Raw genomic sequence first — 25,786 nt, 5'->3', positions numbered from 1 at the left:
ATGGATAACACAAGCAGCGCTCCGACAGGGGCGCGAACACCTTGGCAGGTGACTCGCAGCGTGTGGTACGCCATGTTCGTACGCGAGGCGCTCTCGCGTACCATGGGCGACCGCATGGGCTGGTTCTGGATGATCTTTGAACCCGTCGCCTTTGTGGGAATTATGGTGGCCATGCGTAGCTTCATTCGCGGTGGCCGTCTGATCGTCAACGCAGAGTTTATCCCCTGGCTCATTGCGGGGTTGATGGGCTTCATGCTGGTAAGAGAAGGCATGATGCGTGGCATGGGGGCGATTGACGGGAATAAAGCCCTGTTCGCCTATCGGCAAGTGCAGCCAGTCGACCCGGTGCTGGTGCGCAACTTCCTGGAAGGAGCGCTACGCTCACTGGTATTTCTGATCTTTATCGGCGGCGGCCTGATGCTTGGCCTGGACATGTACCCCGACAATGCCGTGCGTGTCATGGCGGCCTGGCTATCGCTCTGGAGCCTGGGGCTGGGGCTGGGGCTGGTAACATCGGTTGCGGCAACGCTGGTGCCTGAAATAGGCAAGGTTATTCGAATGTTATCGCTACCGCTGATGATTTTGTCGGGTGTCATTATCCCGCTCAACAGCCTGCCCCATTGGCTGCTGGAATACCTGATGTTGAACCCCATCCCCCATGGGCTTGAAACGCTACGCTTAGGTTTCTTTGAAAAATATCAGGTCGTGCACGGGACCAGCATGCTGTATTTCTGGTTGTTTACGCTCACGCTCATCTCAGTGGGGCTTCTGATGCACCTGCGCTTTGTTGATCGTTTAAAGGCAAATTAATTCATGCACGCTTCTTTTGGTCGTTTTATCAAAACCTCACCCCACTGGGCCGTTGCCTTTTTAGCCATTCTGGTGGTTACCTTTTACTGGTTCGTGTGGGCAGAAGAACGCTATGTATCGCGTGCCACTGTCGTGCTGGAGAGCCCCCAGGTAGCTCCTCCAGAGTTCAGTCTTTCTTCACTCATGGGGGGCGGCGGAGGAAACACGCACGACCTGTTATTGCTACGCGAGCACCTACTCTCAGTAGACATGCTGCGTTTGCTGGACCAACAGCTCGGCATTCGCCAGCACTACAGCGAAAATGGCGATTTTTTTGCTCGGCTGCGTGATCCGGCTGCACCCATTGAAGATCTGCATCAATATTATTTGCGTCGGGTAGAAGTAGAGCTGGACGAATACGCCGGCGTACTGAATATCCAAGTACAAGGTTACACGCCAGAGTTTGCGCAAAATCTGGCCACGCTTCTGCTTGAAGCAGGCGAAAACCACATGAACGAAATGGGCCATCGGCTCGCCGATGAGCAAGTACGTTTTCTTGAGCAACAAATGGTGCGTCTAGAAGAGCGCTTCAATGATACTCGCGCACGCCTGCTGGAGTTCCAGAACGAATTTGGCTTGGTGTCTCCCACCAGTACGGTAGAAAGTATCAATCAAGTAGTGGCCACGTTGGAAGCAGACCTCGCGCGTTTCCAGGCGCAACGTAATGCCCTGGCAAGCTTCCAAAGCGCCCAATCGGCCGAGCTTCGTCAGGTCGAGCGCAACATAGAAGCCCTGCGAGACCAGATAACCCAACAGCGCGATCGGCTGGCACAGGCCACCGGCAATTCGCTCAACCGGGTATCAGCAGAGTATGAAACCCTGGAGCTGCAGGCACAGTTTGCTCAGGAAACCTACTCAAGTGCCCTGGCTGCACTCGAAAACACACGCCTGGAAGCCGCCCGCCAGCTCAAACAAGTCAGCGTGCTACAAAGCCCGCTGATGCCCGAATACCCCACAGAACCAAACCGACTCTATAACAGCAGCGTGTTTGCCATCATCACTATCTTCCTGTCATTCATCCTCAGCATGATCATCATGATCGTCAAGGATCACCGGGATTAGAGTGGGTGAGTGGTGAGTGGTGAGTGGTGAGTGGTGAGTGGTGAGTGGTGAGTGGTGAGTGGTGAGGGGGAAGGCGTGCCACCCCGTAGCGCGGCGTAACGAAAGAGCGAGAGCAACGAGCAAAAGAGGCTCCCGCGGAGGCGGCGCCAGCCGCCTGATAACGCCACCACACGCCAAAACGCTCAAAGAAAGCACGCTAAAAAAGCACGAAAAGGAATTCCATGCTCGATATCACACACCACGGCGGGGCAACGGGCGTGACGGGGAGCTGTCACCAGCTCATTCTCGATAGCGAACACTCACTGCTGATCGACTGCGGGCTTTTTCAGGGCGAAGACACCACCGAAGACACTTTCCAGCAGCTCCAGATCGAATTCGATATCAGCACCGTCAAAGCGCTGGTCATCACCCACGTACATATCGATCACGTAGGACGCTTGCCCTACCTGCTGGCGGCGGGATTCAAAGGGCCCATCATCTGCTCCATCCCCTCGGCCAAACTGCTGCCGCTGGTGATCGAAGATGCCCTGAAAATCGGCTTCACCCGCAATGTCCAGCTCATCGAACGTTTCCAGCAGCAGTTGGAAAGCCAGATCATCAGCGTGCCCTACGGTAAATGGCACACCGTGCTTGAAAAAACCGAAGAAGGCGGCATCACCACCCGAGTGAAGCTCAAGCGGGCAGGGCACATACTGGGCTCCAGCTACGTGGAAGTAGCCCACCAGCACCCCAGCGGCGAAAAGGAACGGGTCATCTTCAGCGGCGATCTAGGCGCTCCCTACGCACCGCTACTGCCCGCGCCGCAATCGCCCTACGGCTGCGAACAATTGGTACTCGAAAGCACCTACGGCGACCGCCAGCACCCTGACCGCCGCCAGCGCCGCGCCACGCTGAAACAGGCCATCGAGCAAGCGCTCACTAACGGCGGCACGGTCATGGTGCCCGCCTTCAGTATTGGCCGAACCCAAGAGCTGCTCTACGAGCTGGAAGGCATCATTCATGAAGCCGAGCGCAACGCCAAACGCGGGCTGCCCAAAAGCCTATGGCAAACGCTGGAGATCATCGTCGATTCGCCGCTGGCCGCCCGCTTCACCCAGGTATACCGCGAGCTGAAGCCCTACTGGGACGACGAAGCCCAACGCCGCCTGCGCAGTGGCCGCCACCCGCTCAACTTCGCCAACCTCTACACCGTAGACAGCCACGAAGCCCACGAGCGAACGGTCAGCTACCTGGCCAGCACAGGCCGCCCAGCGGTGGTCATCGCCGCCAGCGGCATGTGCGCAGGCGGGCGCATCATGAACTACCTCAAAGCCATGCTGGGCGATGAACGCCACCAGGTACTGTTCGTCGGCTACCAGGGCGCAGGCACCCCAGGCCGCGCCATTCAGCAATATGGCCCGCGTGGCGGCTGGGTCGAGATCGACAACCAGCGATACGATATCAAAACAGGCGTCACCTCCATCAGCGGCTACTCCGCCCATGCCGACCAGAAAGACCTGCTCAACTTCGTCAAACGCATGCGCCGCTGGCCCCACACCATCCACCTGGTGCACGGCGAACAAACCGCCCGCAGCGCACTCAAACGTGAGCTGGAAGCGATGTACACCCGTAAAGGAAAGGGCGTGACAGTGGTGAATGGTGAATAGCACCCCCTTGCAAATCGTAATGGCCAAATGAGGCAATGACCCCGTAGCGCGGCGTAACGAAAGAGCGAGGCAACGAGCGAATGAGGCACCCGCGTTGGCGGCGCCAGCCGCCCCGATCAAGCCACAGTGATCGAGCAAAGCTCATTGGCCTCATCAGCACCCCTCACGGGGTGCTTCGCGGGTGCGCTTCGCTTACACCGCGCTACGAAACACCGCCATCATTGGCAACGTGCCCAGTAGCGCGGCGTAACGAAAGAGCGAGAGCAACGAGCGAAAGAGGCACCCGCGTTGGCGGCGCCAGCCGCCCTGATTGGGCCACGGTGGTGTAGCAACCCTCGCTGGCTTATTCGGCACCCCTGGCGGGGTGCTTCGCGGGTGCGCTCCGCTTACGCCGCGCTACGAAACACCGCCATCATTGGCTGCGTGCCCCCGTAGCGCGGCGTAACGAAAGAGCGAGAGCAACGAGCGAAAGAGGCACCCGCAGAGGCGGCCCGGCGCGAAGGCGGCGCCAGCCGCCCTGATCGGGCCACGGTGGTGGAATAACCTCATTGGCATATTCAGCACCCCTAACGAAGCCACCGCATACTTGCCCAGCCCAGCAGTTGAATCAAACGTTGACAGAATCGGTGAAATCAATGCACCCCACGAACGCCCCATTCACCATTTACCCCTCACCATTCACAAACCCAAAATGATTGAAATAAAGAAACTCTACAAGCGTTACCACAACCATCACGGTAGCGACTGGGTGCTGAAAGATATCAATGTCACGATCCCCCAAGGGGTGAGCGTAGGGTTGATTGGTGCCAACGGAGCGGGTAAATCCACCTTATTGCGTCTTATCGCGGGCATGGATTCCCCCGAGCGTGGTGAAGTAATTCGCCACAGCCGTGTTTCCTGGCCTGTGGGCCTTTCCGGCGGCATGCAAGGCAACATGACCGGGCGCCAGAATGCCAAGTTCGTCGCCCGAGTTCAGGGCAGTGGCCCAGACGAAGTCAAACGCGTCATCAAGTTCGTAGAAGAATTCGCGGAAATAGGCCCCGCATTCGACGAACCCATTCGTACCTACTCCTCCGGTATGAAGTCACGCATTTCGTTTGGCCTTTCACTCGCCTTCGACTTCGATGTGTACATTTCAGACGAAGCTACCGCCGTAGGTGACCGCGCGTTCAAGGCAAAAGCCAAAAATCTTTTTCAATCCAAGATTGGCGTGTCATCGCTGATCATGGTCTCGCACTCGGAAGGGATTCTGAAAGACCTCTGCCAAGCCGGTTTGTACATCAAACAGGGTCAAGCGCATTGGTACGACGATATTCATGACGCCATTGCCGCTTACCATGCCGATATCGATCATAAAAAGCGCAGTGCCGAATTGCCCAAAGATGCCAAGGGCGCGCGCCAATACCTGCAAGCCTGCCATGCCGACCTGAAATCCGCGCAAGAGCGCTTGAACGATGCCAAAGAGCAGGGCGACAAAAAAGAGATCGCCGCTGCTAAAAAAGCCGTTCAAGAAGCCGGTAGCCGTGCCAAAGAAGCGCGATTACACCTGGAGTCCCTTGAGTGAACGGGCCTGGTCGCTAAGCACTGGAAAATTAGAACGTCATGCAAAAAACATTGTTTATTACCGGTGGAGCAGGGTTTATCGGCTCCGCCGTGGTGCGTGAATTGATCAACAGCACCCAGCATCAAGTCATCAATATCGATAAGCTCACCTACGCAGGTAATCTGGAATCCTTGGCCAGCGTGGAAGCCAGCGAGCGCTACACCTTTGTGCAAGCCGACATTGGTGACGCCGTGGCCATGCAGCAGCTGTTCGCGCACCACCAGCCCGATATCGTCTTGCACCTGGCCGCCGAAAGCCACGTAGACCGCTCTATCGATGGCCCCGCCGAATTTATCCAAACCAATATCGTGGGCACGGCAGTGCTGCTGGAAGCCGCCCGTGGCTACTGGAAAGCGCTACAAGCCACCAACGCCGCCAAGGCGGAAGCCTTTCGCTTTCACCACGTCTCCACCGATGAAGTATATGGTGACCTGGAAGGCACCGACGACCTCTTCACCGAGACAACGCCCTACGCTCCCAGCTCACCCTATTCCGCCAGCAAGGCAAGTTCCGACCATCTGGTACGTGCCTGGCAGCGCACCTATGGCCTGCCCACGCTGGTCACCAACTGCTCGAACAACTACGGCCCGTACCACTTTCCGGAAAAGCTCATTCCGCTGATGATCCTGAACGCCCTCGCCGGTAAAGCGCTGCCTGTCTACGGTGACGGCCAACAGATCCGCGACTGGCTCTACGTCGAAGACCACGCCCGCGCGCTTATCAAGGTAGCCACCGAAGGCCAAGTAGGCGAAACCTACAACATTGGTGGGCACAACGAAAAAGCCAACCTCACGGTAGTCGAAACCCTCTGCGACCTGCTGCAAGAGCTGGTGCCCAGTGAAAAATCCTACCGAGACTTGATCACCTTCGTGACCGACCGCCCAGGCCACGACGTACGCTACGCCATCGACGCCAGCAAGATCGAACGCGAACTCGGCTGGAAGCCGCAGGAAACCTTCGAGACCGGCCTGCGCAAAACCGTGGAGTGGTACCTTGCCAACGAAACCTGGTGGAAACGCGTACAAAACGGCAGCTACCAAGGCCAACGCCTCGGCAGCCTGTAGAGCCACTGCTTTTTGCCACGGAAAACACGGAAAGCACGGATAAAACCAAGATATGGTTTTTTTATTAATTGCTTTTGATCTTATCTGTGTTTGTAGTGAGCTTCCGTGGTTACTAACAAGAGATGCACATGCTCAAGGAAGAAGCGCTAACATATCGAATCAGGGGAGCTGTTTTTGAAGTCAGCAGGCAGCTTGGCCCCGGTTTTCTGGAAAGCATCTATCAAAAAGCATTGTTCATTGAGCTGCAATCTGCCGGTCTATATGTGGAGGCTGAAAAGCCTGTCAATATCTACTACAAACAGTGCCTGGTAGGGGAGCACCGGCTCGATCTGTTGGTAGAAGGTAAAATTATTCTAGAGTTGAAAGCGCAGAAAAACTTGCCTCCAGCCGCTGAACCGCAACTCATAAATTATCTTCGTGCCACTAATTTACCTGTAGGACTGCTCATTAATTTCACATTTCCAAAAACACTGATCAAACGTGTCGTTGTTTAATGTTTTTATCCGTGTTTTCCGTGAGTGTCCGTGGCAAAAAAGGATTCACCATGAACATTTTCATCACCGGCGGCAACGGCCAAGTGGGCTTTGAGCTGCAGCGCCAGTTTGCCCCGTTCGGCAACATCTTGGCCCCCTCACGGCAGGCGCTTGATTTAACCAATGCTCACGCTGTGGATGAGTATCTTGCAAAGCACCAACCTGCCTTGATTCTGAATGCCGCCGCCTACACCGCGGTAGACAAAGCCGAAAGCGAGCCGGAACAAGCGAAACGCCTGAATGCCGAGTTACCCGCACAGCTAGCCGCCTATGCCGCCCAGCAGGGCATCGCGCTAGTGCACTATTCAACCGATTACGTTTACCTTGGCAACGGCGAGACCCCGTGGCAAGAGGATAGCCCCACCGGCCCTCTAAGCATTTACGGGCAAACCAAGCTAGAAGGGGATGAAGCGGTGACTCAAAGCGGTGCACACCACCTGATTTTCCGCACCAGTTGGGTATACGCCGCCCGGGGCAACAACTTCATGAAAACCATGCTGCGCCTGGGCCACAAGCGCGAAACGCTCAACATCGTCAACGACCAAATAGGCGCGCCCACGCCAGCACGCTTGATCGCCCAAATCACCGCGTTGGCCTTCACCCCTCACGCCTCACGTTTGACCCCTCACATCCCATCAGGGGTTTACCACCTGGCCACGCAGGGCGAAACCAGCTGGCATGGCCTCGCCAGCGAAATTTTCAAACAGGCCTCCCAGCGGCAGTTAGCCCTGGCCATTACACCTGACAATACCCACGGCATCACCACGGCTCAGTACCCAACACCCGCCCAGCGCCCGTTAAACTCACGCCTGTCGCTGAGCAAAATAGAGCGGGCACTAGGCATCACCCTGCCTACGTGGCACAGCCAGCTGGCGCTCACGCTTCAAGAGCATCTGGAACATTACTAAGCCACGGAACGCTCTGAAAAAGCGGAAAATTTTTATTTATTGTTTCTTTTGATGTCATCCGTGCTATCAGTGAACATTCGTGGCTAAAAAATGAACAAAGAGACCCCAATGAGTCAAACCACACCCAGAAAAGGCATCATTCTTGCCGGTGGTTCAGGCACGCGCCTGCACCCCATTACTCGGGGCGTTTCCAAACAATTGCTGCCCATCTACGACAAGCCGATGATCTACTACCCGATCTCGGTACTGATGCTGGCGGGCATCCGCGATATTCTCATTATCTCTACCCCTGAAGACCTGCCTCAATACCAAAACCTGCTGGGCAGTGGCGATGATTTCGGCTTGCGCTTCGAATATGCCGAACAGCCAAGCCCCGATGGCCTGGCACAAGCCTTCATCATCGGGGAGCGCTTCATCGGCGAAAGCCCGGTATGCCTGGTACTAGGCGACAACATCTTCCACGGCCAACACTTCTCTGATCAGCTAAAGCGAGCCAGCGCACACACCAGCGGTGCCACCGTATTTGGCTATCTGGTCAAAGACCCTGAACGCTTTGGCGTGGTGGAGTTTGATGAAACAGGCAAAGCCATCTCCATCGAAGAGAAGCCCAAAAAGCCCAAATCCGCTTATGCGGTCACCGGGCTCTACTTCTACGACAAAGATGTGGTCGAGATTGCCAAGCAGGTCAAGCCCTCAGAACGTGGCGAGCTAGAAATTACCAGCGTGAATAACGCCTACCTGCAACGCGGCGATTTACGCGTAGAGCGCCTGGGCCGAGGCTTCGCCTGGTTAGACACCGGCACCCACGATAGCCTCTTGGAAGCCAGCCAATACGTACAAACCATTGAGCACCGCCAAGGCCTGAAAATCGCCTGCCTGGAGGAAATTGCCTGGCAGCAAGGCTGGATCACCAGCGAACAGCTAGCCGAGCTCGCCAAGCCCCTAGCCAAAACCCAATACGGCCAATACCTCCAGCGCTTGCTCAAGCAGAAATCACAGAAGCTAACGTGATGCCACGGAAGACACGGAAAGCACGGAAAACGAAACAGAAGAAGCCGATGTTCATCCGTGTTTTCAGTGAGTATCCGTGGCAAAAGGATACAAGATGAAGTACGAAAAACTCGCCATTCCTGAGGTGGTGCTGCTCACCCCGCAAGTGTTTGGGGATGAGCGCGGTTTCTTCATGGAAACCTTTCGCCAAAGCGAATTTGAAACACACTGCGGCCCTTACCAGTTCGTGCAAGACAACCACAGCAAATCCAAGCAGGGCATTTTACGCGGGTTGCACTACCAACATCAGCAGCCCCAAGGCAAGCTGGTACGCGTCACGCAAGGTGAAGTGTTCGATGTAGCGGTGGACATGCGCGCAAGCTCGGCCACCTTTGGCCAGTGGGTAGGCGTCCATTTAAGTGCGGACAACAAGCAAATGCTGTGGGTACCACCAGGGTTTGCACACGGCTTTTACGTCACGAGTGATGAAGCCGAATTTCAATACAAATGCACCGACTATTACGCCCCCGGCGATGAAGTGTCGATCCGTTGGGACGACCCAAGCCTAGCGATTACATGGCCGCTGAGCGAACACCAACGACCCACCCTATCCAACAAAGATGCTCAAGGGCTCAGCCTGCACGAAGCCCCCCAGTTCAAGTAAATCAAATGACTATCAAAGAAGTGAATGGAGCTGCCCAGACAATGTCGTTAGCCGTATATATCGGAACAGAACACTTTCGCGATGAGCTAAAGGAAGACGCCCAAGAATCACCCCTTCAAGGCGTTACCTTAAGCGACATAGCCACCGGGCAACCACTGAACGGCACCGAAGGGCAGCCCCAACTACTCCTTTCCACCATGACAGAAGAAGCGCTGGCCGCACTAGAACACTGGCTAAAAGCCGATGCTGAGCGTACCTATACGCTGGCATGGCCGCACCCCAGCGCCTGGTTAGCCGCCAGCTTGCAACAAGGCAGCCGCCCTAAAGAAGCGCTCTGGCAGTGGAGCCATCAAGCCGACCTGATTCAAAAGCTCTATAAGCGCAAGCGCCGCCAAGTAACGCTAGAAGGCTATGTTCCCAATGCCTCCACCGTGGCTGAGCTACCCCTAGTGGCACAGCTCACGCTGAACGGCATTGCGCCCATTTACCGCTTAATGGCCCACCAGCTCACCCAAGAAGATAGCCTGCTACAGCAAGCCTACAGCTATTTAAAAGCCAGCAGTGCCCACGTAGCCTCATGGCAGCAGCCCGCTGTAGAAGCCGTAGTACAAAGCCTTCACTACCTAGCGCAAGAGCACCAACAGCGCGATACCCAACACAGTGCGCTAAACCAAGCACAGCAAGAAAACGCCAAGCTCACAGAGCAACTAACAAAGCTGCAAGAACAGCATAAAGAAGCACAGGCAAATAACGAAGCGCACCAGAAACAGCTAAAAGAAACGACAGAACGCCTCTCAGAAAAAAGCGCCCAGCTGCTTGAAACCCAAAAGACAAAAGATGCCCTGAGCGAACAGCTCACACAAGCCCAAGAAGCCAGTGCAAAACAGAGCCGCGAACACGCCAAGCTGCAAGACCACACGCACAGTATTGAGCAAGAAAACGCCGCGCTGTTAGAACAGCTAATGACCGTGCAAGAAGCGCTAGAAGAAAACATCTTAGCCAACCAAGCACATCAAACGGATCTTGAAGAAAAAGAGGTGAAGCTCAACTGGTTAAGAAAGAAAACCAAAAGCCAAGAAGCCAAACTGGAAGAGCGTAAAACCGCCCTTAGCCAGCTAAAAAATGAACACAAAAGCGCCATAGTAGCGCTTGAAAAAGCCCTAGCAGAGCAGAAAAAAGAAACTCAAGCACAGCAAACCGCCTACCAAACGCTAAGCAAGCAAGCCGAGCAAAAAGAGCAAGCACTTACCAAAGCGCACCAAGAGGCAGTTAAACAAGCCGAGCAAAAAGAGAAGTCGCTCACTAAGGCACATCAAGAAGCGGTGGAAAAAGCAGAGCAAGCAGCAGCCAGTGCTCAGCAAAAAGCACAGCATAAGCAAGAGCAACTGCTGCAAGAGCAAGCGCTAGTGATTGAACAACTCCACGAAGCCCAAGAGCAGCTGGTGAAAAATACCGAAAACGCCCATCACTTTAAAAAACAGGCGGATAGCCGCCAAAAAACCATCAACGTGCTTAAGCAAGAACAGCAGTTGATGAAGCACCAATACGAAAGCATTACCCAGTGGTTGCGGGTAAGCGGGCACCGCAACGCGGCGGCTGCCTACCGCTACAGCCGCCCCTTCAAGCGAGCGCTGCCAAAACAGCTCGCCATGATCAAAGAAAGCGGCTTCTTCGATGCCCAGTGGTACTGTGAACAGTATCCCGACGTAAAAAACGCAGGGATTGAACCCGCCGAGCACTACCTTAAATTTGGTGCCATTGAAGGGCGCAACCCCAGCGACAAATTTGATACTTACTTCTACCTGTGTGAATACCCGGATGTCGCCATTTCCGGCCAAAACCCACTGCTCCACTACCTGCGCTATGGCCAGCATGAAGAGCGCTTTCCCACTCAGCCGCGCCAACAGCTGCCTGCCCCTGTGCAGCACTAAGCGCAACGCCTCTTCTTTACCTGCCCACGTCTAAAAGCGAGCGACCATGAGCCACCACTTACTCTATATAGGGCCGTTAAGGCCCGAAACGCTTCCTCTGCTAGAGCCTTTTCACTCAGCAGAGCAGGCGTTATTCGTTACCCCAACGGCTAACAGTGAACAGTGGGAAGAAGTACGCGCAATCTTCCCCCAGGCTACGCAACAGGTTAATAAAGTAGCGGAAGCTAACGGCGAGCACCCGTACTATGAATTTAACCTGCCGGAATTTAACGCCAGCCAGCCAGCGTCTGGGCTTTATACCCTTTACCCAGGGTTAGAGCTCATTGAAAGCAGCCCTCAGCCGCTGGTAGGGGTAGAAGCCCTATTGAACGAGCAGCAGGCCCACCCGCCAAGCGTGCTGGTGATTGAGCAGCCAGAACTGGTGTGGCCCCTGCTACAAGCTTTGGCAGCACTGCCCAGCTATCAACAGCTTAGACAGCTATGGCTAAGGGTAGGGGCGATGCCGCTTTACCAAGGCATGCCTACCGTTGAAGAAATACTTAAATGGTGTGAAGAGATAGGTTTTGAAGTTTTTGAAAATACATATAGTGATCCTGACTTTCCACTTATAAAATTGCATCGAAATCCTTGTTTTGTTGAATTGAAAAAAAGTTTTTTGCGTATTGAGGAACTTGAAAAAGAGCTTGATAAAGCACAAAAAGAAGTAATTAGTTTAAAAAGTTTCCTAGATGTACAGAAGAAAAATGAGCTGGACTTAGAAGAAAAAAATAACATGCTTGAGTTAGGAAGCAAGAGTGTTAAGAAAGAAAATGATGAATTAAAGCGAATTGTGAAGAATAAAGATGAAGCTATAGTTCAACTAGAGAAAAAGCTTGATTCGAATCAGGAGTCTGTGGAGCTGATCAACGAGATTAGTAATAAAATAGATCAGGGATTTAGTGATCAGAAGAGATATATTGCAAATGCTTCAAGTGCTCTTGGCAAACATTTGACAAAACTTATTAAGGCATAGATTGTGCCTTTCAGGGATCGATATATTAGGAGCAGTTCTATGACAAGATCTAATTTTATCTTAGAAGCGAATAAGCTTTTTAAAAAACAGGAATACGTTCGTGCGTTAAGCCTTTATCGCAAAGCAGCAAAAGAATATGGTGATGAGTTAGTCAGGTATAATATTGAAATGTGTTTAAAAAAATCTGGGTTAACAAAAGAGGTTGAGCTGGATCCTATAACAATGCTTTTGTTAAATAATGATAATAAGCTTAAGTTGAACAAAGAGGTGAGGGGCGAGTTTTTGAGCTTTTATGAATCTCTCTGTGGAAAGAAATCACAAAAGATTCATGATGTAAAGAAAGTTAATCCTGTTCCGAATGATTGGCCAGACGATTTAGTATTGGCTCCTTTACCAGAAGGGCCAAATGACTTTGATTGGTATTTGAAGTTTAGGTATCAACCAAAAAAAGAATGCCTTGAGGAAGCAGTGGGGCTAAGTATTATAATCCCAACCTTCAATCGACATCGCATACTGGATATTACTTTAGCGTGTTTAACACACCAAATTACAACCCATAACTTCGAAGTGATTGTGGCTGATGATGGTAGCAGCGAAAATCTAACTGATATTGTCAGAAAGTATGAAAATAAATTAGATATTAAGTTTGTACGCCAACGAGATTATGGCTACCAACTTTGTGCAGTAAGAAATTTGGGTATGAGGACTGCAAATTATAATTTTGTTTCTATTCTTGATTGCGATATGGCTCCAGGGCCGCACTGGGTGCAAAGTTATGTAGATGGTTTGATTGAATGTGATGATATTGCTTTGATAGGCCCTCGAAAATATGTTGATACCCATGATATTGACGTTAAAGAAGTTTTGGGCAACAGCTCCCTGATAGAAAATTTGCCAGAAGTCAGAACGAATAGTGACGTTGGGAATTCAAAAAAAGGAGGTATTTCCGTTGATTGGCGTTTAGAACACTTTAGAAAAACTGAAGACCTTCGGCTTTGTGATAGTCCCTTTAGATATTTTTCTGGTGGAAATGTCGCCTTCTCTAAAAAGTGGCTACATAAAATTGGATGGTTTGATGAAGAGTTTACACATTGGGGGGGGGAAGATAACGAGTTTGGCTACCGCCTTTTCCGAGCAGGGTGCTTTTTTAAAGTTATTCATGGTGGTATGGCTTACCATCAAGAGCCACCAGGAAGAGAAAATGAAACAGATAGGGCTGCTGGTAAAGCGATAACAATAAAGATTGTACAAGAAAAAGTCCCTTATTTTTATCGTAAGTTAGCACCAATTAGCGAAGCTAAAATACACAGAGTTCCTCTCGTTTCTATATATATACCAGCCTATAACTGTGAAAACACTATAGTTCGCTGTATTGAGAGTGCGTTGAACCAGACAGTTACGGATCTAGAAGTCTGCATTTGTGATGATGGGTCGACTGATGGGACATTAATTCTACTTAAAGAGAGCTATGAAAATAATCCACGTGTACGATTCATAACACAAACGAACGGAGGCATTGGTAAGGCATCCAACGCTGCTGTCAATTTATGCAGAGGTTTTTATATAGGGCAATTGGATTCTGACGATTATCTCGAGCCAGATGCAGTAGAATTGTGCTTAAAGGAATTTCTAAAAAACCGGCATTTAGCTTGCGTTTATACTGGGAACCGTAACGTAGATGCTGAAGGTAATCTTATCGCTATAGGTTATAACTGGCCCGAGTTTTCAAGAGAAAAGCTCACATCTGCAATGATTTGTCATCATTTTAGAATGTTTACAGCAAGATCTTGGAGTCTTACATCCGGTTTTGATGAGTTTATCACAAATGCTGTTGACTACGATATGTATTTAAAGCTAAGTGAAATAGGTGAATTTAAACATTTAAATTATATTTCTTATAATCGTGTTTTACATGGTGAAAATACCTCCATTAAAAAGCTTAAAGAGCAGAAATTTAACCACTTTTTAGTGGTGAATGAATCATTAAGAAGACAAGGTGTCAATTCGAAGGTCTATGAGCCAGTGAGTGATCTGGATAATTGTCGAAAATATGTGTGGAAATAATTTTTAATCAAGGTGTGCTTTATGAATTTATTCTTTTCAGTAATCCCGAAGTCAGCTAGGGTAAGCTCAAGTTTTAATAAAACATATGCTTTTGATTTTAAGTATATAGACCATATTGTTTCTACAGCTGTACACAAGTTTTTCCCTACGCGGCATTTTTTGGAGGAAGTTAGCAAACAATGCCATCACAATCCTATTAGTGGTATATCAACTTGGTTTTTTTCTAACGAAGCTGTATTTGAGCAAGAAAATATCATACAAAATCAAGATATTTATTTTAAACTAGGGTACTCTGATCGTGATTGTGAAGATGTTTTTAAGGATAGTTATATAGATTATGACTCTCTAGAAAAAACGGCGGGCTGTTTCTCTTTTATAAAAGTTAGTAAGTACGGTGTTGAAGTAGTCAGTGATGCAGTAGGTTCTCATCCATTATATTTTTATGAGACCGATAAGTTTTTTTTGGTTTCATCCAGAGTCAATGTAATAGTTGCAGTAGTTAATTTTTTATCCATTAGTGGCAGTGTTGAATTTGACGTTGAGGGATGTCGGCAGTTTGCTTTGCAAGGGCATTATTTTGGTCGGCATACGGGCTTTAAGAACGTTTTCTCTGTTCTGGTTCATGAATATGTTTGCATTAGTTCTGATGAAATTAAGTTTTATGATTGGTTTAAAAGTGGAGCTAGAGATGTCTCAATTGAAAATGATAGTTATAACTTGGCAGTTAAAGACGTTGCAAATGCATTAGTCAATTCCTTCAAGTTTGTTGGTAATCAAGATCTTCATCTTTCTATCACAGGAGGTCGCGATTCAAGACTAATTGCAGCTGCACTATCACATATTGACAGTGTCAACGTAAGAACTGCAACTATGGGGGATATGTCTGATCCAGATGTTTTTATTGGTAAGAAGTTGGCTGAAAAGCTAGGCTGGCAACACAGTATTAAGCCTATCTCAAAAAAAGAAGGTGGGGTGGTTTATGCGGAAGATCCAGTTAAAAGAACAGTACGTGCCTTAGATGTACATGACTGCTCTACCTCTGCATGGGATGATTTTTCTGACTATGGCCGTTTTTCTTCTAGCCCAACAATGTCGGGAGTTGGTGGGGAGATTCTACGTGGTGGCATGACGCTGACAAACAAAACAAGCATAGATTTCGTTGATGCATGCGCTATAATTGATAATACGATGTCTGGAGGCAGCGCTTTTTTTAATGAAGAAACCTTACATAACTCTAAATTGATTTCAGCCGAAGTTAAATCTTTGGCAATAAGTAGCCCGCATAGTGCTCTAGATTACTACTATCATAAGCATCGTAATGCTAAGTGGGTGTGCTCCCGAAGGGCTGGGAATCGTACAAAGTGGAATGTTATTGATCCTTTAATGGATAATTCTCTTGTTTGTAATGCGCTTAGGCTTCCAGCAAGTCTTCGTTGGTCAGAGAGACTTGTATTTGATGTTATTGGTATATTGACACCTCAAATTAGAGATTTACCTCTTGAGGGGCCTAGATGGCGCTTTGATAGAGAAGGGTCTGACGTCCGTTATAAGTTCTTAGACGGTCAAGAAAATAGAGAGTCTTTTGTTAAAAATAGTGTGAAAAGTAGCTATGATTGGAGGAAGTTGCAGGATCTCTCGATTAGATGTTATGTTAAAGAATATCTTTTGAGCAATGATTCACATGTCTTTAATTCTCTTTTTGATAAGTTTAAGCTGGAATCTTTTGTTGAAAATAATAGTTACCCTCAAACTACTTGGCATATTTTTACGACGGCTGTATTTTTAAATGGAGCTTGGATGGACAGCTCTAGGCCTCCAAAGCTTGAAGAAATAATGATACATCCCGATTACTAAAATTTAGGAAGTTTTTTAGATGAATTCTGAATTTGTTTTGATAGTAGGTGGAGCTGGCTATATTGGTGCGCATACTTGCTTTGAGCTTCTGGTGAGTGGCTATAATATTGTTGTTCTTGATAATCTTTCTAACTCACAAAAAGAGTCTTTGAAAAGGTTGAGTACTTTAACTGGAAAAGAGATTGATTTCTATGAGGTTGATATAAGAGATAGTAGAAGTGTAGATTTAGTTTTTGAAAAGTATGGTTTTTCTTCAGTAGTTCATTTTGCTGGTTTGAAATCAGTTGGCGAATCGAACTCCTTTCCTCTTAAATACTATGATAATAATGTTTCTGGTTCTATAAGTTTGCTTAAAGTTATGGATAAGTATAATGTTAAAAAACTCGTTTTCTCTTCATCGGCTACTGTGTATGGGACTCCTAAGGAATTACCTATACCTGAAACAGCCCCTACTTCTACCATTAATCCTTATGGTCAATCTAAGCTGTTGGTCGAGAAAATATTAGTTGATGTTGCTAAAGCTGATCCAGATTGGAAGATTGCTAATTTAAGATATTTCAATCCTGCAGGAGCTCATTTTTCTGGATTGATTGGAGAAGACCCAAAAGATATACCTAATAATATAATGCCTTATATTTCACAAGTTGCAGTAGGTAAGTTAGAGAAGCTTAGCGTTTTTGGTGGTGATTACGATACAGTAGATGGCACTGGTGTTCGAGATTATATTCACGTGACTGACCTTGCTAAAGGGCACTTAGCAGCTTTAAATTATTTAAATAGCAGTCAGGAATGTGGCTTTTCCTCTTTCAATTTAGGCACAGGAAAAGGTGTTTCTGTATTAGAGCTAATAAATGCTTTTGAAAAAGCAAGTGGCAAAAACATACCTTTCAATATCGTTGCCAGAAGGCAAGGGGATGTTGCTGCATGCTACGCGGATCCCACCAAAGCTAATAAGGTTCTTGGCTGGAAGGCAGAACTTGACATCGATCGTATTTGTCAAGATGCTTGGCGCTGGCAGGTCAATAACCCAACTGGCTACTAAACTATTATTATAGTAAGGCTATGTAAATGGATGACTTTTCGACTTTAATTAGCGCTTTAGAAAAAAACATTTCCTCGTCTACTGATAAAAAATTAAGTTATCTGCGCTCTGATTTGCATAAGGCAATTGATAACTTATATACACAAGTCGAAAGTGTCATGTGGTTAAATAAGAGGCTTTCTTTAAAAGCCCAATTGCCACCTTTGAGAGGCTGGCCAGTCTCTCCTGATTTTTTGTTGAAGCTACATACTTGGATTCGTAAAAATAAGCCAAAGATTATTGTTGAAACAGGTAGTGGGTCTTCAACATTAGTTATTGCAGATGCACTTCGGCAAAATGGGTTTGGCAAGTTGTATAGTTTTGAGCATTTAGAAAAGTACGCTAACCAAACCTATGAAACACTTGCTGATGAACACTTAACACCTTGGGTGGAACTGCGTGTAGGTAATTTAGAAGTATGGGAAGGGCCGCATCTAAACCCAGCGGATGCTGATCCTATTTCTAAATGGTATCCCTTGAATTTGGCAGGTATAGAGGGAGTGGATTTGCTTTTAGTAGACGGCCCTCCAGGCAATACGTGCCAATACGCGCGTTACCCAGCGGTACCTGCCTTCATAGATCGTCTTTCTCCAAATGCGCAAGTGTGGATGGATGATGCCAACCGACAAGATGAGAAAGATGTTTGTGAGCATTGGGCCGAGAATTACGGTTTTAACTTGGAGTTTTTTCCTTTAGAGAAAGGCTTAGGGTTACTAACTCGTAAATAAAGTGGTTTTTGTACTAACTTTTAATCCTGAAATTTTCTGCATTACATTACTAATTTTGAATTAACGAGAATACCATGTGTGGCATTGTAGGCGCGGTAAGCGCAAAGGATAGCATCGCTTTTCTATTGGAAGGGCTCTCGACGCTGGAGTATCGCGGTTACGATTCCGCTGGTTTGGCAGTCATCAATCATGGCCTGCAGCGGGCACGGGCCAAAGGGCGTGTGGCGGAGCTGGCGGCTCGCGTGGAACAGCAGGCGCTCAGTGGCACCATTGGCATTGCTCACACCCGCTGGGCCACACATGGTGTACCCGCAGAGCGCAATGCCCACCCGCATATCTCGGCAGGCTTGGCCGTGGTGCACAACGGTATTATCGAAAACTACGAAGCCCTGCGGGAACAGTTGCAGGGCCTGGGCTATGTGTTTACGTCAGATACCGACACCGAAACTATCGCCCATCTGATTCAGGCGTGCTTCAAAGGTCAAATCGGTGAACCCGCTGACAACCTGTTCTCTGCGGTTCAGTGTGCGGTCAAGCATTTGACGGGCGCGTTTGCGCTGGCGGTTGTCAGTGAAGAAGAGCCGGAGGGCCTGGTGGTGGCCCGTGAAGGCTCGCCGCTGATGCTGGGCATAACGGATGAAGGCCACTACGCCGCCTCGGATGCGTCGGCGCTGCTGTCCGTCACGCAGCAGATGATGTATTTGGAAAATGGCGATGTGGCACAGCTGACGCGTGATGCGATAGCGGTGGTGGATGCTTTGGGGCAGCCAGTACAGCGTGCCGTGGTGACGTCTCATCTCACGGCGAACGCGGTAGAGCTGGGTGAGTTCAACCACTACATGCAAAAAGAGATGTTCGAGCAGCCCCAGGCGCTGGGCAATACGCTGGAAATGCTCAGTGGGGCAGGGCAACTGCACCCCGGTATTTTTGGGGCCGATGCGCAAGCCGTGTTTGAACAGGTGGATTCGATACTGATCCTGGCCTGTGGCACCTCCAGCTATGCGGGCATGACAGCCAAATACTGGATCGAGCAAGTGGCGGGTATACCCTGCAACGTGGAAATTGCCAGCGAATACCGCTACCGCGTGAGTGTGCCCAACCCGAACCAGCTGGTGGTGGTCATCTCTCAATCTGGTGAAACTGCGGATACGCTAGCCGCTTTGCAGCACGCCAAAGCACTGGGCCACCCCCATACCTTGGCGATTTGTAACGTGCCGGAATCCGCCATTGTGCGTGAAACCGCGCTGCGTTTTATCACCCGTGCCGGGCCAGAAATTGGCGTGGCATCCACCAAGGCGTTCACCACCCAGCTGGCCGCGCTGTTTCTGCTTACCCTGCTGTTGGCCAAAGCTCATCAGCGCTTGCCCGCCACCGATGAGAAAGCCTACCTGGATGAGCTGCGCCACCTGCCGATTGCCGTCGAAAAGGTACTGGCGCTGGAACCTAGCATTCAAGCGTGGTCACAGCAGTTTGCTAATAAGCACCATGCGCTGTTCCTGGGGCGTGGCCGCCACTTCCCGGTTGCCTTGGAAGGCGCGCTGAAGCTCAAAGAGATCTCCTACATTCATGCTGAAGCCTACCCTGCAGGTGAGTTGAAACACGGGCCGCTCGCCCTGGTAGATGCCGATATGCCGGTGGTGGTGGTGGCCCCTCACGATGAGCTGTTGGAAAAGCTCAAAGCCAACATGCAGGAAGTGAGCGCTCGCGGCGGCCAGCTTTACGTATTTGCCGATGGTGATAGTGCAGTGAAACCCAGTGAAGGGGTGAATGTAATGGCCATGCCGGAGCATTACGGTTTGCTTTCCCCTGTGCTGCACGTCGTGGCCTTGCAGTTGCTGGCTTACCACGTGGCGCTGGTAAAAGGCACCGATGTGGATAAACCGCGCAATTTGGCCAAGAGCGTTACGGTGGAGTAAGGCTTGGCATAGCGTGGGTGCCAGCGTTGGTGGGGTGGCGTTAGTGGGGCGGCTCATCGCCGCCCATCCGCGGGTGCCTCGCTTTGCTCGTTACCACGCGCTACTAGACCTGTGGCAGTCCAGCGCCTCACCCCTCACTCTTTTCCCCTCACCATCTTTTAATCAGGTTTTTACATCATGCGACACTATTTTGGCACCGACGGCGTTCGCGGCCGCGTAGGTGAGTTTCCGATGACACCGGCGTTTGCCATGAAACTGGGTTGGGCTGCTGGCAAGGTCTTGGGCGCTGAAGGCGTTAAAGAAGTGCTTATCGGCAAGGACACTCGGGCCAGTGGCTATATGCTGGAGTCTGCCCTGGAAGCGGGCTTTTCGGCGGCGGGTGTCAATATCGCGTTGGTGGGCCCACTGCCTACGCCGGCGGTGGCTTACCTTACGTCTACTTTTCGGGCCGATGCGGGCGTGGTGATCAGCGCATCGCACAACCCGTTTTACGATAACGGCATCAAGATTTTTGGCCAGGGGGGCTTCAAACTGACCGATGCCCAGGAGCAGGAAATCGAGCAGATGCTTCATATCGCTCTGGAAGGCGGGATGGAGTGTGTGGAGTCGGATGCGCTAGGCAAGGCACGCCGAATTGATGATGCCGCAGGGCGCTATATTGAGTACTGCAAGGCGGTGTTGCCCAGCACGCTGAGCCTGCAGGGGTTGAAGATCGTGGTCGATAGCGCGAATGGCGCAGGCTACAAGGTTGCCCCTGCGGTATACCGGGAGTTGGGGGCAGAGGTCATCAGTATCAATGACCGCCCCAACGGCACGAACATCAATGCCGAGTGCGGTGCTACGTCGATGCGTGCCTTGTGCGGCGCCGTGCTGGTTCACGAGGCCGACCTGGGCATCGCGCTGGATGGCGACGCCGACCGCTTGATGATGGTAGACCATACCGGCACGGTGGTGGATGGCGATGAGCTGCTTTTCCTGTTGGCCAAAGATGCCAAGCACCATGGGTATACCGGTGGCGTGGTGGGCACGCAAATGAGCAACTTGGGGCTAGAACAGGCGCTGGCCATGCTGGGGATGCCGTTTGTACGTGCCAAAGTGGGCGACCGCTACGTCATGGAACAGCTGAAAGCGACCGGCTGGCGGTTGGGAGGCGAAGGGTCAGGCCACTTGTTGAGCCTGGACCACGCTTCCACCGGCGACGCCATCATTGCTTCACTTCGCGTGCTTACGTCGCTACTTAATCAAAGCAATACTCTGTTTATGGCGAAGCAGGGCATGCATAAGCTGCCTCAGGTATTGGTCAATGTACGCTTCAAGGATGGCGAGGCAGACCCTCTAGCCAGCCCTCGTGTGCAGCAGGCGGTTCAAGTCGCCGAAGAGAGATTGGGTGACCAGGGGCGCGTGCTGTTACGTAAATCGGGTACCGAGCCGTTAATTCGCGTCATGGTGGAAGCCATCGATGCTTCTCTTGCCGATGCATGCGCTCAGTATATCGCTAGAGCATTGCCACAAACGTAGTGGTTCATCAAACTTCATCTTATGCTATTCAAGGAAGGGATCATGAGCGAAACAAATGAAACTTCAAAAAATACGGCCACCGAAAAAAAATCGGAGGTCGCTAAAATAGCGGAATTGGCTGCGCGTATTCAGTCACTTGTTGAGCACCATGCGGTAGACAGGGGCCAGCTTGCAGAGCAGGTAAGTCAGCTTCTAGAAGAGAACTCACGTTTAAAAAAGAAAATTGCGGAACTAGAACACAGTGATGGACGCTCTTCTCAAGCAGACCATGAGCCAACCGAGCTTGAGAGAGAATTAGGGCTGGATTTTTCAGTTTAGCTCTATCCCGAGCACTGATGAGAGCCGAATAGATCTACTTTATTATGATAGTATATTCAGAATTTTGTTTAGCGCTTTCGTATATGCAGCGCGGCATCAGTACCCCCTTCTTTTGAACCTTGCCCATGAATATGATGACCACACAGAGCCTGAGCGACCCCATGAGTTTTGAAAAAGGAAATGACCTATATCGGCAGGAAGCCTACGAGCAGGCAGCTGCCCATTATGTCAACGCGCTGTCTCGGTATAAGGGGTTCAAGCCGATTTATGTCAATTTGGCGCTGGCCTTGCGCAAGATCGACAACAAGAAGGTGTGCGACCAACTGCTGCGCAATGCCTTGGAAGTGGTGCGGCCAGGGCAGGTAGAGAACGATATCGAGCTGGTGAAGAAGTCTCGGCTGGTGAATGGCAAATGGTATCTGGTCGAGCATGAGGTGTGGATGCCTCACAAGGTGGACCCCGTGTTGCATTATCTGGCGGTAGGCTGGCGGTTGGGGCTGAACCCTTGTAAACGCTTCGATAACGATTTTTACCTGGAAACGCACAAGGCGCAGATGCAGCCCAATGAAGTGCCGCTGCTGCATTACCTGTACAAGGGCCAGGCAAAAGGGAATGAGATCAAGGACAAGGAAGCCAACGGCACCGCCAACCTGGCCGTGCAGCTCTGGAACGGTCATTCGGTATCGGCTTTGAAAGCGCTGGAAGACGTGTACAACGACCCCAATGCAACGGAAGCGTCTCGCTGGTGGGCCATGTGGCACACGGCGCGTTGGCTCTATTTTTGTGGCGAGATCGAATCTGCCCTGGCGTTCGCCGGAAAAATGCGCGAACTGACCAATGCCAACAAGTCGCGTAAAGAAACGGTGTATCTCACCTATTTCTGCCTGCTGACGCTAGGCCGCCCTGCGGAAGCCTATGCCGCTCTCAAGCCTTTCGTCGAGCGTCACCCCAATGATGCCGATGCCCACTTTGCGCTTACCAACGCACTCTCCGATGATGCCAAGCGCATCGAGCTGATCAACCAGGCCTTCGCGATTCATGGGTTCAGTGGCATTCGTCGCAAGGATAAAACGCAGCCGCTTTCGATTGGCAACGTGGTAGGGCTACCTGCGCCGAAAGTGAAGGGCACGAAAAAAGTCTCCATCATCATGCCCATCTACAGTGCAGGCGAGCAGGTACGCATCGCCATTGAGTCGCTGCTGGCGCAAACCTATGAAAACATAGAAATTATCGCGGTAGACGACTGCTCGCCCGATCACACTTTCGAGGTGCTCAAGGCGCTAGAGAAAGAAGACCCGCGCGTGAAAGCCGTGCAGCCGCCACACAATGGGGGGGCCTACGCGGCGCGTAACTACGGGCTCACCTTTGCCACTGGCGATCTGTTTACAACCCACGACAGCGATGACTGGTCGCACCCGCAGAAAATCGCTACCCAGGTGGCCTACCTGGAAAAACATCCTTCTGTGAAGGGCTGCTCGGCGCACTGGATCCGCGCCCAGGGCAATCTGGCCTTTACTCAGAACTGGCGCCCGAACAGCTGCCTGACGCACTGGAGCCAGTCATCCTTCATGTTCCGCAAGGAAGTGTTGGACACCATTGGCGAGTGGGACCACGTGCGCATTGGTGGCGATACCGAGTACATCTGGCGCATGCAGGCACAGTTCGGGAAAAAATCGTTCGCCAAGATCTATTCAGATACCCCGCTGGCTTTTGCGCTGGATGAAGAGTCCTCGCTCACCCGTACCAAAGCCACTCATGTGCGCACCGTGTACTACGGGCTGCGTCATATCTACCGCGAAATCTGCGCTTGGTGGCACGCGTCGCAAAAGCACTTGAACGTGCGCGATGCCAAAGCCCAGCGCGCGTTCCCCGCGCCCCGCAGTATGTTCGAGCGTACGGATGAACCTCTAGTGTTCAATACCGTGATTGCGGGCGATTTTTCTCGCTTGGAAGACTGCCAGAAAGCTGCCGAATTCATCGGCAAGCACCCCAAGCAGAAGGTAGCCCTGTTCCATTGGCCCAGTTTCCACAAAGCCCCGGAAGCCCTGTGCAACCTCTACTTCGAGCTGCTTAAACAAGGTAAAGTAGAGCCCGTTGTGATGGGCCAGGTGGTCAAAGCCAGCCATTATAAAACAGCCGATAACACCTTGACCGAGTATCCCCTGGACGGATACCCCGAATTTATCGGCTTGAAAAATTGGGGAGCTCTGTGAGTAAACGCCAGCAGGATGTAAGCGCTTTGTTAGAAGCGCTTGCCCAAGCAGAAGAAAAAGTACAGCGCGAAAAAGCGCAGAAGCGCACCATTGCCAATCAGCTCGTGGCTGCGTTGCCCAAACTGCCCATGGAACAGCGTCCGGCTGTGCTGGAGCAGGTGGCTAGCCTGTTAACATCCGATGAGTTGACAGAAAAGCTGACACGCCTGTTGAGCCAGCACAAAGTGCCGCTCACGAACGTGGCTTCCTTTCAGCAGCTGTTGGTGCAGGCGACCCGGCGTCGGCAGCTGTTCAATTTTCAGCCAGAATGGAAACTGAACAGCAAGCGCTATGCCTATAAATTTATTGATGAGCTGGGCATCAAGCGGCCAGACACCTATGCCTTCAACCAGCCGTTAGCCAGTATCCAGCCCAAGCAGGGCAGCGTGCTGAAGCCTGAAAATGGTTCTTCCAGCCAGGGCGTGTTCATTTTTGATGAGCAGGGAGGTGCCTTCGAAGTACGCACCGGGGAAACCTTGGCCACAGCAGAGGAGGCGCTGGCCAAGGCCCGTGGAATGGTAGAGCAGGGCACCATCAAAAAAGATTCTTGGCTGTTGGAAGAATTTATTGGAGATTTCGAGGCGGGTAAGCCCTTGCCGCCCGTCGACCTCAAATTTTATTGCTTCTACGGCGAAGTCGGTTTTGTGCTGGAGGTCGAGCGTGCCAATGAAACCCGCTACTGCGAATGGCTACCCGATGGCCGCTTGGCAGAAACCGGGCGCTATGAAGGCAGGAGTTTTGTCGGTAGTGGATTCACCAATGAGCAGTTGGAAATTGCTAAGCGAGTCAGCCAAGCGATCCCCACGCCGTTTATGCGTATCGACTTTATCAAAAGTAAAAACGCTTTTTCCTTTGGTGAGTTTACCCCCCGCCCTGGCCAGTTTTCCTCTTTTAATAAAGAGTTTGATCGGTACCTTGGGGAGTGCTACCTGAGTGCAGAAAGTAGGTTGCTAAAAAAATATATTAATGGTGGTGCTATATGAGAAAACATGTTTTTGTAATGATTAGATACAGTGCCTTAACTGAAAGTAGTGGATCTTGGGTTATTGGTAGAGATAAAAGCTTTGAAAGTTATAAGGAAACTCTTTTTAGCCCTGAAAGGCTGCGTCTTCACGAAAAGTTATTTCGCGAAGTTGCACTTCCATCTTTGATGAGAATGGATAGGCAGCTAACTACTGTCCTTATTTTTACATCAGATGAACTCCCAGAAAATCATCTGAAAAATTTAAATGATATGGTGAATGGCTTAGATAATTTTAAAATTGTTTTGTTGCCTCGTAGCGGAAAGCTGATTAGCCACATGCATGACTGTCTGTATCAGCAACTGCAGTTGTTTAAGGAAGATGTCTGTTATGCAACTGTACGAGTTGATGATGATGATGCTTTATCTAATGACTTTTTCAAGCATATTTTTGAATATGTTAAGCCTGCCTATCAGGGACACGCCATTTCTTTTGCACTAGGAGTGGTTGGCTTTTTTGATGGGGTTAAGTATGTGGGCTTTAATAAGCGTAAGTCGCCTTTGACTGCATTAGGGTTGTCGTTTATTAATGTTTTCAAAATGACTGATAGAAAGCCTAAACCGCTATCTATTTATGGTCTGGGGAAGCACTCAAATATTGATGAACGTCATCCAGTAATTATGCTGTCAAAAAAAATTATGTATATAAGGACTATGCATGAAGAGAGTGATGTTTATAGTTTAGATTTAAAGAAAAAGTTTTTAAAAGGTGAGGCGGTTACAAGAAAAGAAGTTGAAGGTATCTTTACAATCAATGCTTAAGATAATGAGA

21 protein-coding genes are annotated in these 25,786 nt (G+C 50.3%); all 21 read left to right on the top strand.

The features are described 5' to 3' along the window. The 21 genes from FEU76_RS17070 (at position 1) to FEU76_RS16970 (ending at position 25,776) form a co-directional block, all read left to right on the top strand. A complete protein-coding gene (locus tag FEU76_RS17070; protein WP_144984566.1) occupies positions 1–810 on the top strand; it encodes an ABC transporter permease in 810 nt (269 codons plus the stop codon). A gap of 3 nt (positions 811–813) precedes the next feature. After that, entirely contained in the window at positions 814–1,911 is a 1,098-nt protein-coding gene (locus tag FEU76_RS17065) for a chain-length determining protein (protein ID WP_096923265.1), read from the top strand. A gap of 221 nt (positions 1,912–2,132) precedes the next feature. Further along, entirely contained in the window at positions 2,133–3,557 is a 1,425-nt protein-coding gene (locus FEU76_RS17060) for an MBL fold metallo-hydrolase (protein WP_144984563.1), read from the top strand. Positions 3,558–4,248: 691 nt separating this feature from the next. Continuing rightward, entirely contained in the window at positions 4,249–5,121 is an 873-nt protein-coding gene (locus FEU76_RS17055; protein ID WP_144984560.1) for an ABC transporter ATP-binding protein, read from the top strand. Positions 5,122–5,159: 38 nt separating this feature from the next. After that, on the top strand, positions 5,160–6,224 hold the full coding sequence (rfbB, locus tag FEU76_RS17050; RefSeq protein WP_144984557.1) for a dTDP-glucose 4,6-dehydratase: 1,065 nt from the start codon (positions 5,160–5,162) through the stop codon (positions 6,222–6,224). A 128-nt stretch (positions 6,225–6,352) separates the two neighbouring features. Then, on the top strand, positions 6,353–6,718 hold the full coding sequence (locus FEU76_RS17045) for a GxxExxY protein (RefSeq protein WP_144984554.1): 366 nt from the start codon (positions 6,353–6,355) through the stop codon (positions 6,716–6,718). A gap of 50 nt (positions 6,719–6,768) precedes the next feature. Beyond that, entirely contained in the window at positions 6,769–7,665 is an 897-nt protein-coding gene (rfbD, locus tag FEU76_RS17040; RefSeq protein ID WP_144984551.1) for a dTDP-4-dehydrorhamnose reductase, read from the top strand. A 108-nt stretch (positions 7,666–7,773) separates the two neighbouring features. After that, a complete protein-coding gene (rfbA, locus tag FEU76_RS17035; RefSeq protein WP_096923260.1) occupies positions 7,774–8,676 on the top strand; it encodes a glucose-1-phosphate thymidylyltransferase RfbA in 903 nt (300 codons plus the stop codon). 94 nt (positions 8,677–8,770) lie between these two features. Then, positions 8,771–9,319 carry a dTDP-4-dehydrorhamnose 3,5-epimerase gene (rfbC, locus tag FEU76_RS17030; protein ID WP_144984548.1) on the top strand — a complete coding sequence of 183 codons (549 nt, stop codon included), beginning with the start codon at positions 8,771–8,773 and terminating at the stop codon, positions 9,317–9,319. Positions 9,320–9,324: 5 nt separating this feature from the next. Next, positions 9,325–11,250, top strand: coding sequence for a hypothetical protein (locus FEU76_RS17025; RefSeq protein WP_144984545.1), 1,926 nt, complete (start codon positions 9,325–9,327; stop codon positions 11,248–11,250). A 46-nt stretch (positions 11,251–11,296) separates the two neighbouring features. After that, positions 11,297–12,262: a hypothetical protein gene (locus FEU76_RS17020; RefSeq protein ID WP_144984542.1), complete on the top strand. Its 966-nt coding sequence runs from the start codon at positions 11,297–11,299 to the stop codon at positions 12,260–12,262. Positions 12,263–12,301: 39 nt separating this feature from the next. After that, positions 12,302–14,326, top strand: a complete 2,025-nt coding sequence (locus FEU76_RS17015; RefSeq protein ID WP_144984539.1) for a glycosyltransferase family 2 protein — start codon at positions 12,302–12,304, stop codon at positions 14,324–14,326. 21 nt (positions 14,327–14,347) lie between these two features. Next, positions 14,348–16,180 (top strand): hypothetical protein, encoded by a 1,833-nt coding sequence (locus FEU76_RS17010; RefSeq protein ID WP_144984536.1) that lies wholly within the window; start codon positions 14,348–14,350, stop codon positions 16,178–16,180. Positions 16,181–16,199: 19 nt separating this feature from the next. Further along, positions 16,200–17,222: a UDP-glucose 4-epimerase GalE gene (galE, locus tag FEU76_RS17005; RefSeq protein WP_144984533.1), complete on the top strand. Its 1,023-nt coding sequence runs from the start codon at positions 16,200–16,202 to the stop codon at positions 17,220–17,222. A gap of 26 nt (positions 17,223–17,248) precedes the next feature. Continuing rightward, positions 17,249–17,989, top strand: a complete 741-nt coding sequence (locus FEU76_RS17000) for an O-methyltransferase (RefSeq protein ID WP_144984530.1) — start codon at positions 17,249–17,251, stop codon at positions 17,987–17,989. A gap of 74 nt (positions 17,990–18,063) precedes the next feature. Then, entirely contained in the window at positions 18,064–19,905 is a 1,842-nt protein-coding gene (gene glmS / locus FEU76_RS16995; protein ID WP_144984528.1) for a glutamine--fructose-6-phosphate transaminase (isomerizing), read from the top strand. A gap of 177 nt (positions 19,906–20,082) precedes the next feature. Beyond that, positions 20,083–21,423 (top strand): phosphoglucosamine mutase, encoded by a 1,341-nt coding sequence (glmM, locus tag FEU76_RS16990; protein WP_222114808.1) that lies wholly within the window; start codon positions 20,083–20,085, stop codon positions 21,421–21,423. A gap of 42 nt (positions 21,424–21,465) precedes the next feature. Continuing rightward, positions 21,466–21,741 (top strand): hypothetical protein, encoded by a 276-nt coding sequence (locus tag FEU76_RS16985; RefSeq protein WP_144984522.1) that lies wholly within the window; start codon positions 21,466–21,468, stop codon positions 21,739–21,741. Positions 21,742–21,866: 125 nt separating this feature from the next. Further along, positions 21,867–23,954 (top strand): glycosyltransferase family A protein, encoded by a 2,088-nt coding sequence (locus FEU76_RS16980; protein WP_144984519.1) that lies wholly within the window; start codon positions 21,867–21,869, stop codon positions 23,952–23,954. Next, positions 23,951–24,976 carry an ATP-grasp fold amidoligase family protein gene (locus FEU76_RS16975; protein WP_144984516.1) on the top strand — a complete coding sequence of 342 codons (1,026 nt, stop codon included), beginning with the start codon at positions 23,951–23,953 and terminating at the stop codon, positions 24,974–24,976. The genes FEU76_RS16980 and FEU76_RS16975 overlap by 4 nt, the downstream gene beginning before the upstream one ends. After that, positions 24,973–25,776, top strand: coding sequence for a glycosyltransferase (locus FEU76_RS16970; RefSeq protein ID WP_144984513.1), 804 nt, complete (start codon positions 24,973–24,975; stop codon positions 25,774–25,776). Before FEU76_RS16975 ends, FEU76_RS16970 begins: the two co-directional genes overlap by 4 nt. The last annotated feature ends 10 nt before the right edge of the window (positions 25,777–25,786 follow it).

The sequence above is a fragment of the Halomonas sp. C22 genome (assembly GCF_007655045.1).
Taxonomy (GTDB): Bacteria; Pseudomonadota; Gammaproteobacteria; order Pseudomonadales; family Halomonadaceae; genus Vreelandella; species Vreelandella hamiltonii.
This window is presented reverse-complemented; position numbering and strand designations above follow the sequence as displayed.

Bases quoted from the DNA above. Each gene is read 5' to 3' on its own strand.
- FEU76_RS16985 (WP_144984522.1), top strand. From the start codon at position 21,466: ATGAGCGAAACAAATGAAACTTCAAAAAATACGGCCACCGAAAAAAAA.
- glmM (WP_222114808.1), top strand. From the start codon at position 20,083: ATGCGACACTATTTTGGCACCGACGGCGTTCGCGGCCGCGTAGGTGAG.
- FEU76_RS16980 (WP_144984519.1), top strand. From the start codon at position 21,867: ATGAATATGATGACCACACAGAGCCTGAGCGACCCCATGAGTTTTGAA.
- galE (WP_144984533.1), top strand. From the start codon at position 16,200: ATGAATTCTGAATTTGTTTTGATAGTAGGTGGAGCTGGCTATATTGGT.
- FEU76_RS17000 (WP_144984530.1), top strand. From the start codon at position 17,249: ATGGATGACTTTTCGACTTTAATTAGCGCTTTAGAAAAAAACATTTCC.
- rfbA (WP_096923260.1), top strand. From the start codon at position 7,774: ATGAGTCAAACCACACCCAGAAAAGGCATCATTCTTGCCGGTGGTTCA.
- FEU76_RS17025 (WP_144984545.1), top strand. From the start codon at position 9,325: ATGACTATCAAAGAAGTGAATGGAGCTGCCCAGACAATGTCGTTAGCC.
- FEU76_RS17045 (WP_144984554.1), top strand. From the start codon at position 6,353: ATGCTCAAGGAAGAAGCGCTAACATATCGAATCAGGGGAGCTGTTTTT.
- rfbC (WP_144984548.1), top strand. From the start codon at position 8,771: ATGAAGTACGAAAAACTCGCCATTCCTGAGGTGGTGCTGCTCACCCCG.
- FEU76_RS16970 (WP_144984513.1), top strand. From the start codon at position 24,973: ATGAGAAAACATGTTTTTGTAATGATTAGATACAGTGCCTTAACTGAA.
- FEU76_RS17060 (WP_144984563.1), top strand. From the start codon at position 2,133: ATGCTCGATATCACACACCACGGCGGGGCAACGGGCGTGACGGGGAGC.
- FEU76_RS17010 (WP_144984536.1), top strand. From the start codon at position 14,348: ATGAATTTATTCTTTTCAGTAATCCCGAAGTCAGCTAGGGTAAGCTCA.
- rfbD (WP_144984551.1), top strand. From the start codon at position 6,769: ATGAACATTTTCATCACCGGCGGCAACGGCCAAGTGGGCTTTGAGCTG.
- FEU76_RS17070 (WP_144984566.1), top strand. From the start codon at position 1: ATGGATAACACAAGCAGCGCTCCGACAGGGGCGCGAACACCTTGGCAG.
- FEU76_RS17055 (WP_144984560.1), top strand. From the start codon at position 4,249: ATGATTGAAATAAAGAAACTCTACAAGCGTTACCACAACCATCACGGT.
- glmS (WP_144984528.1), top strand. From the start codon at position 18,064: ATGTGTGGCATTGTAGGCGCGGTAAGCGCAAAGGATAGCATCGCTTTT.
- FEU76_RS17015 (WP_144984539.1), top strand. From the start codon at position 12,302: ATGACAAGATCTAATTTTATCTTAGAAGCGAATAAGCTTTTTAAAAAA.
- rfbB (WP_144984557.1), top strand. From the start codon at position 5,160: ATGCAAAAAACATTGTTTATTACCGGTGGAGCAGGGTTTATCGGCTCC.
- FEU76_RS17020 (WP_144984542.1), top strand. From the start codon at position 11,297: ATGAGCCACCACTTACTCTATATAGGGCCGTTAAGGCCCGAAACGCTT.
- FEU76_RS17065 (WP_096923265.1), top strand. From the start codon at position 814: ATGCACGCTTCTTTTGGTCGTTTTATCAAAACCTCACCCCACTGGGCC.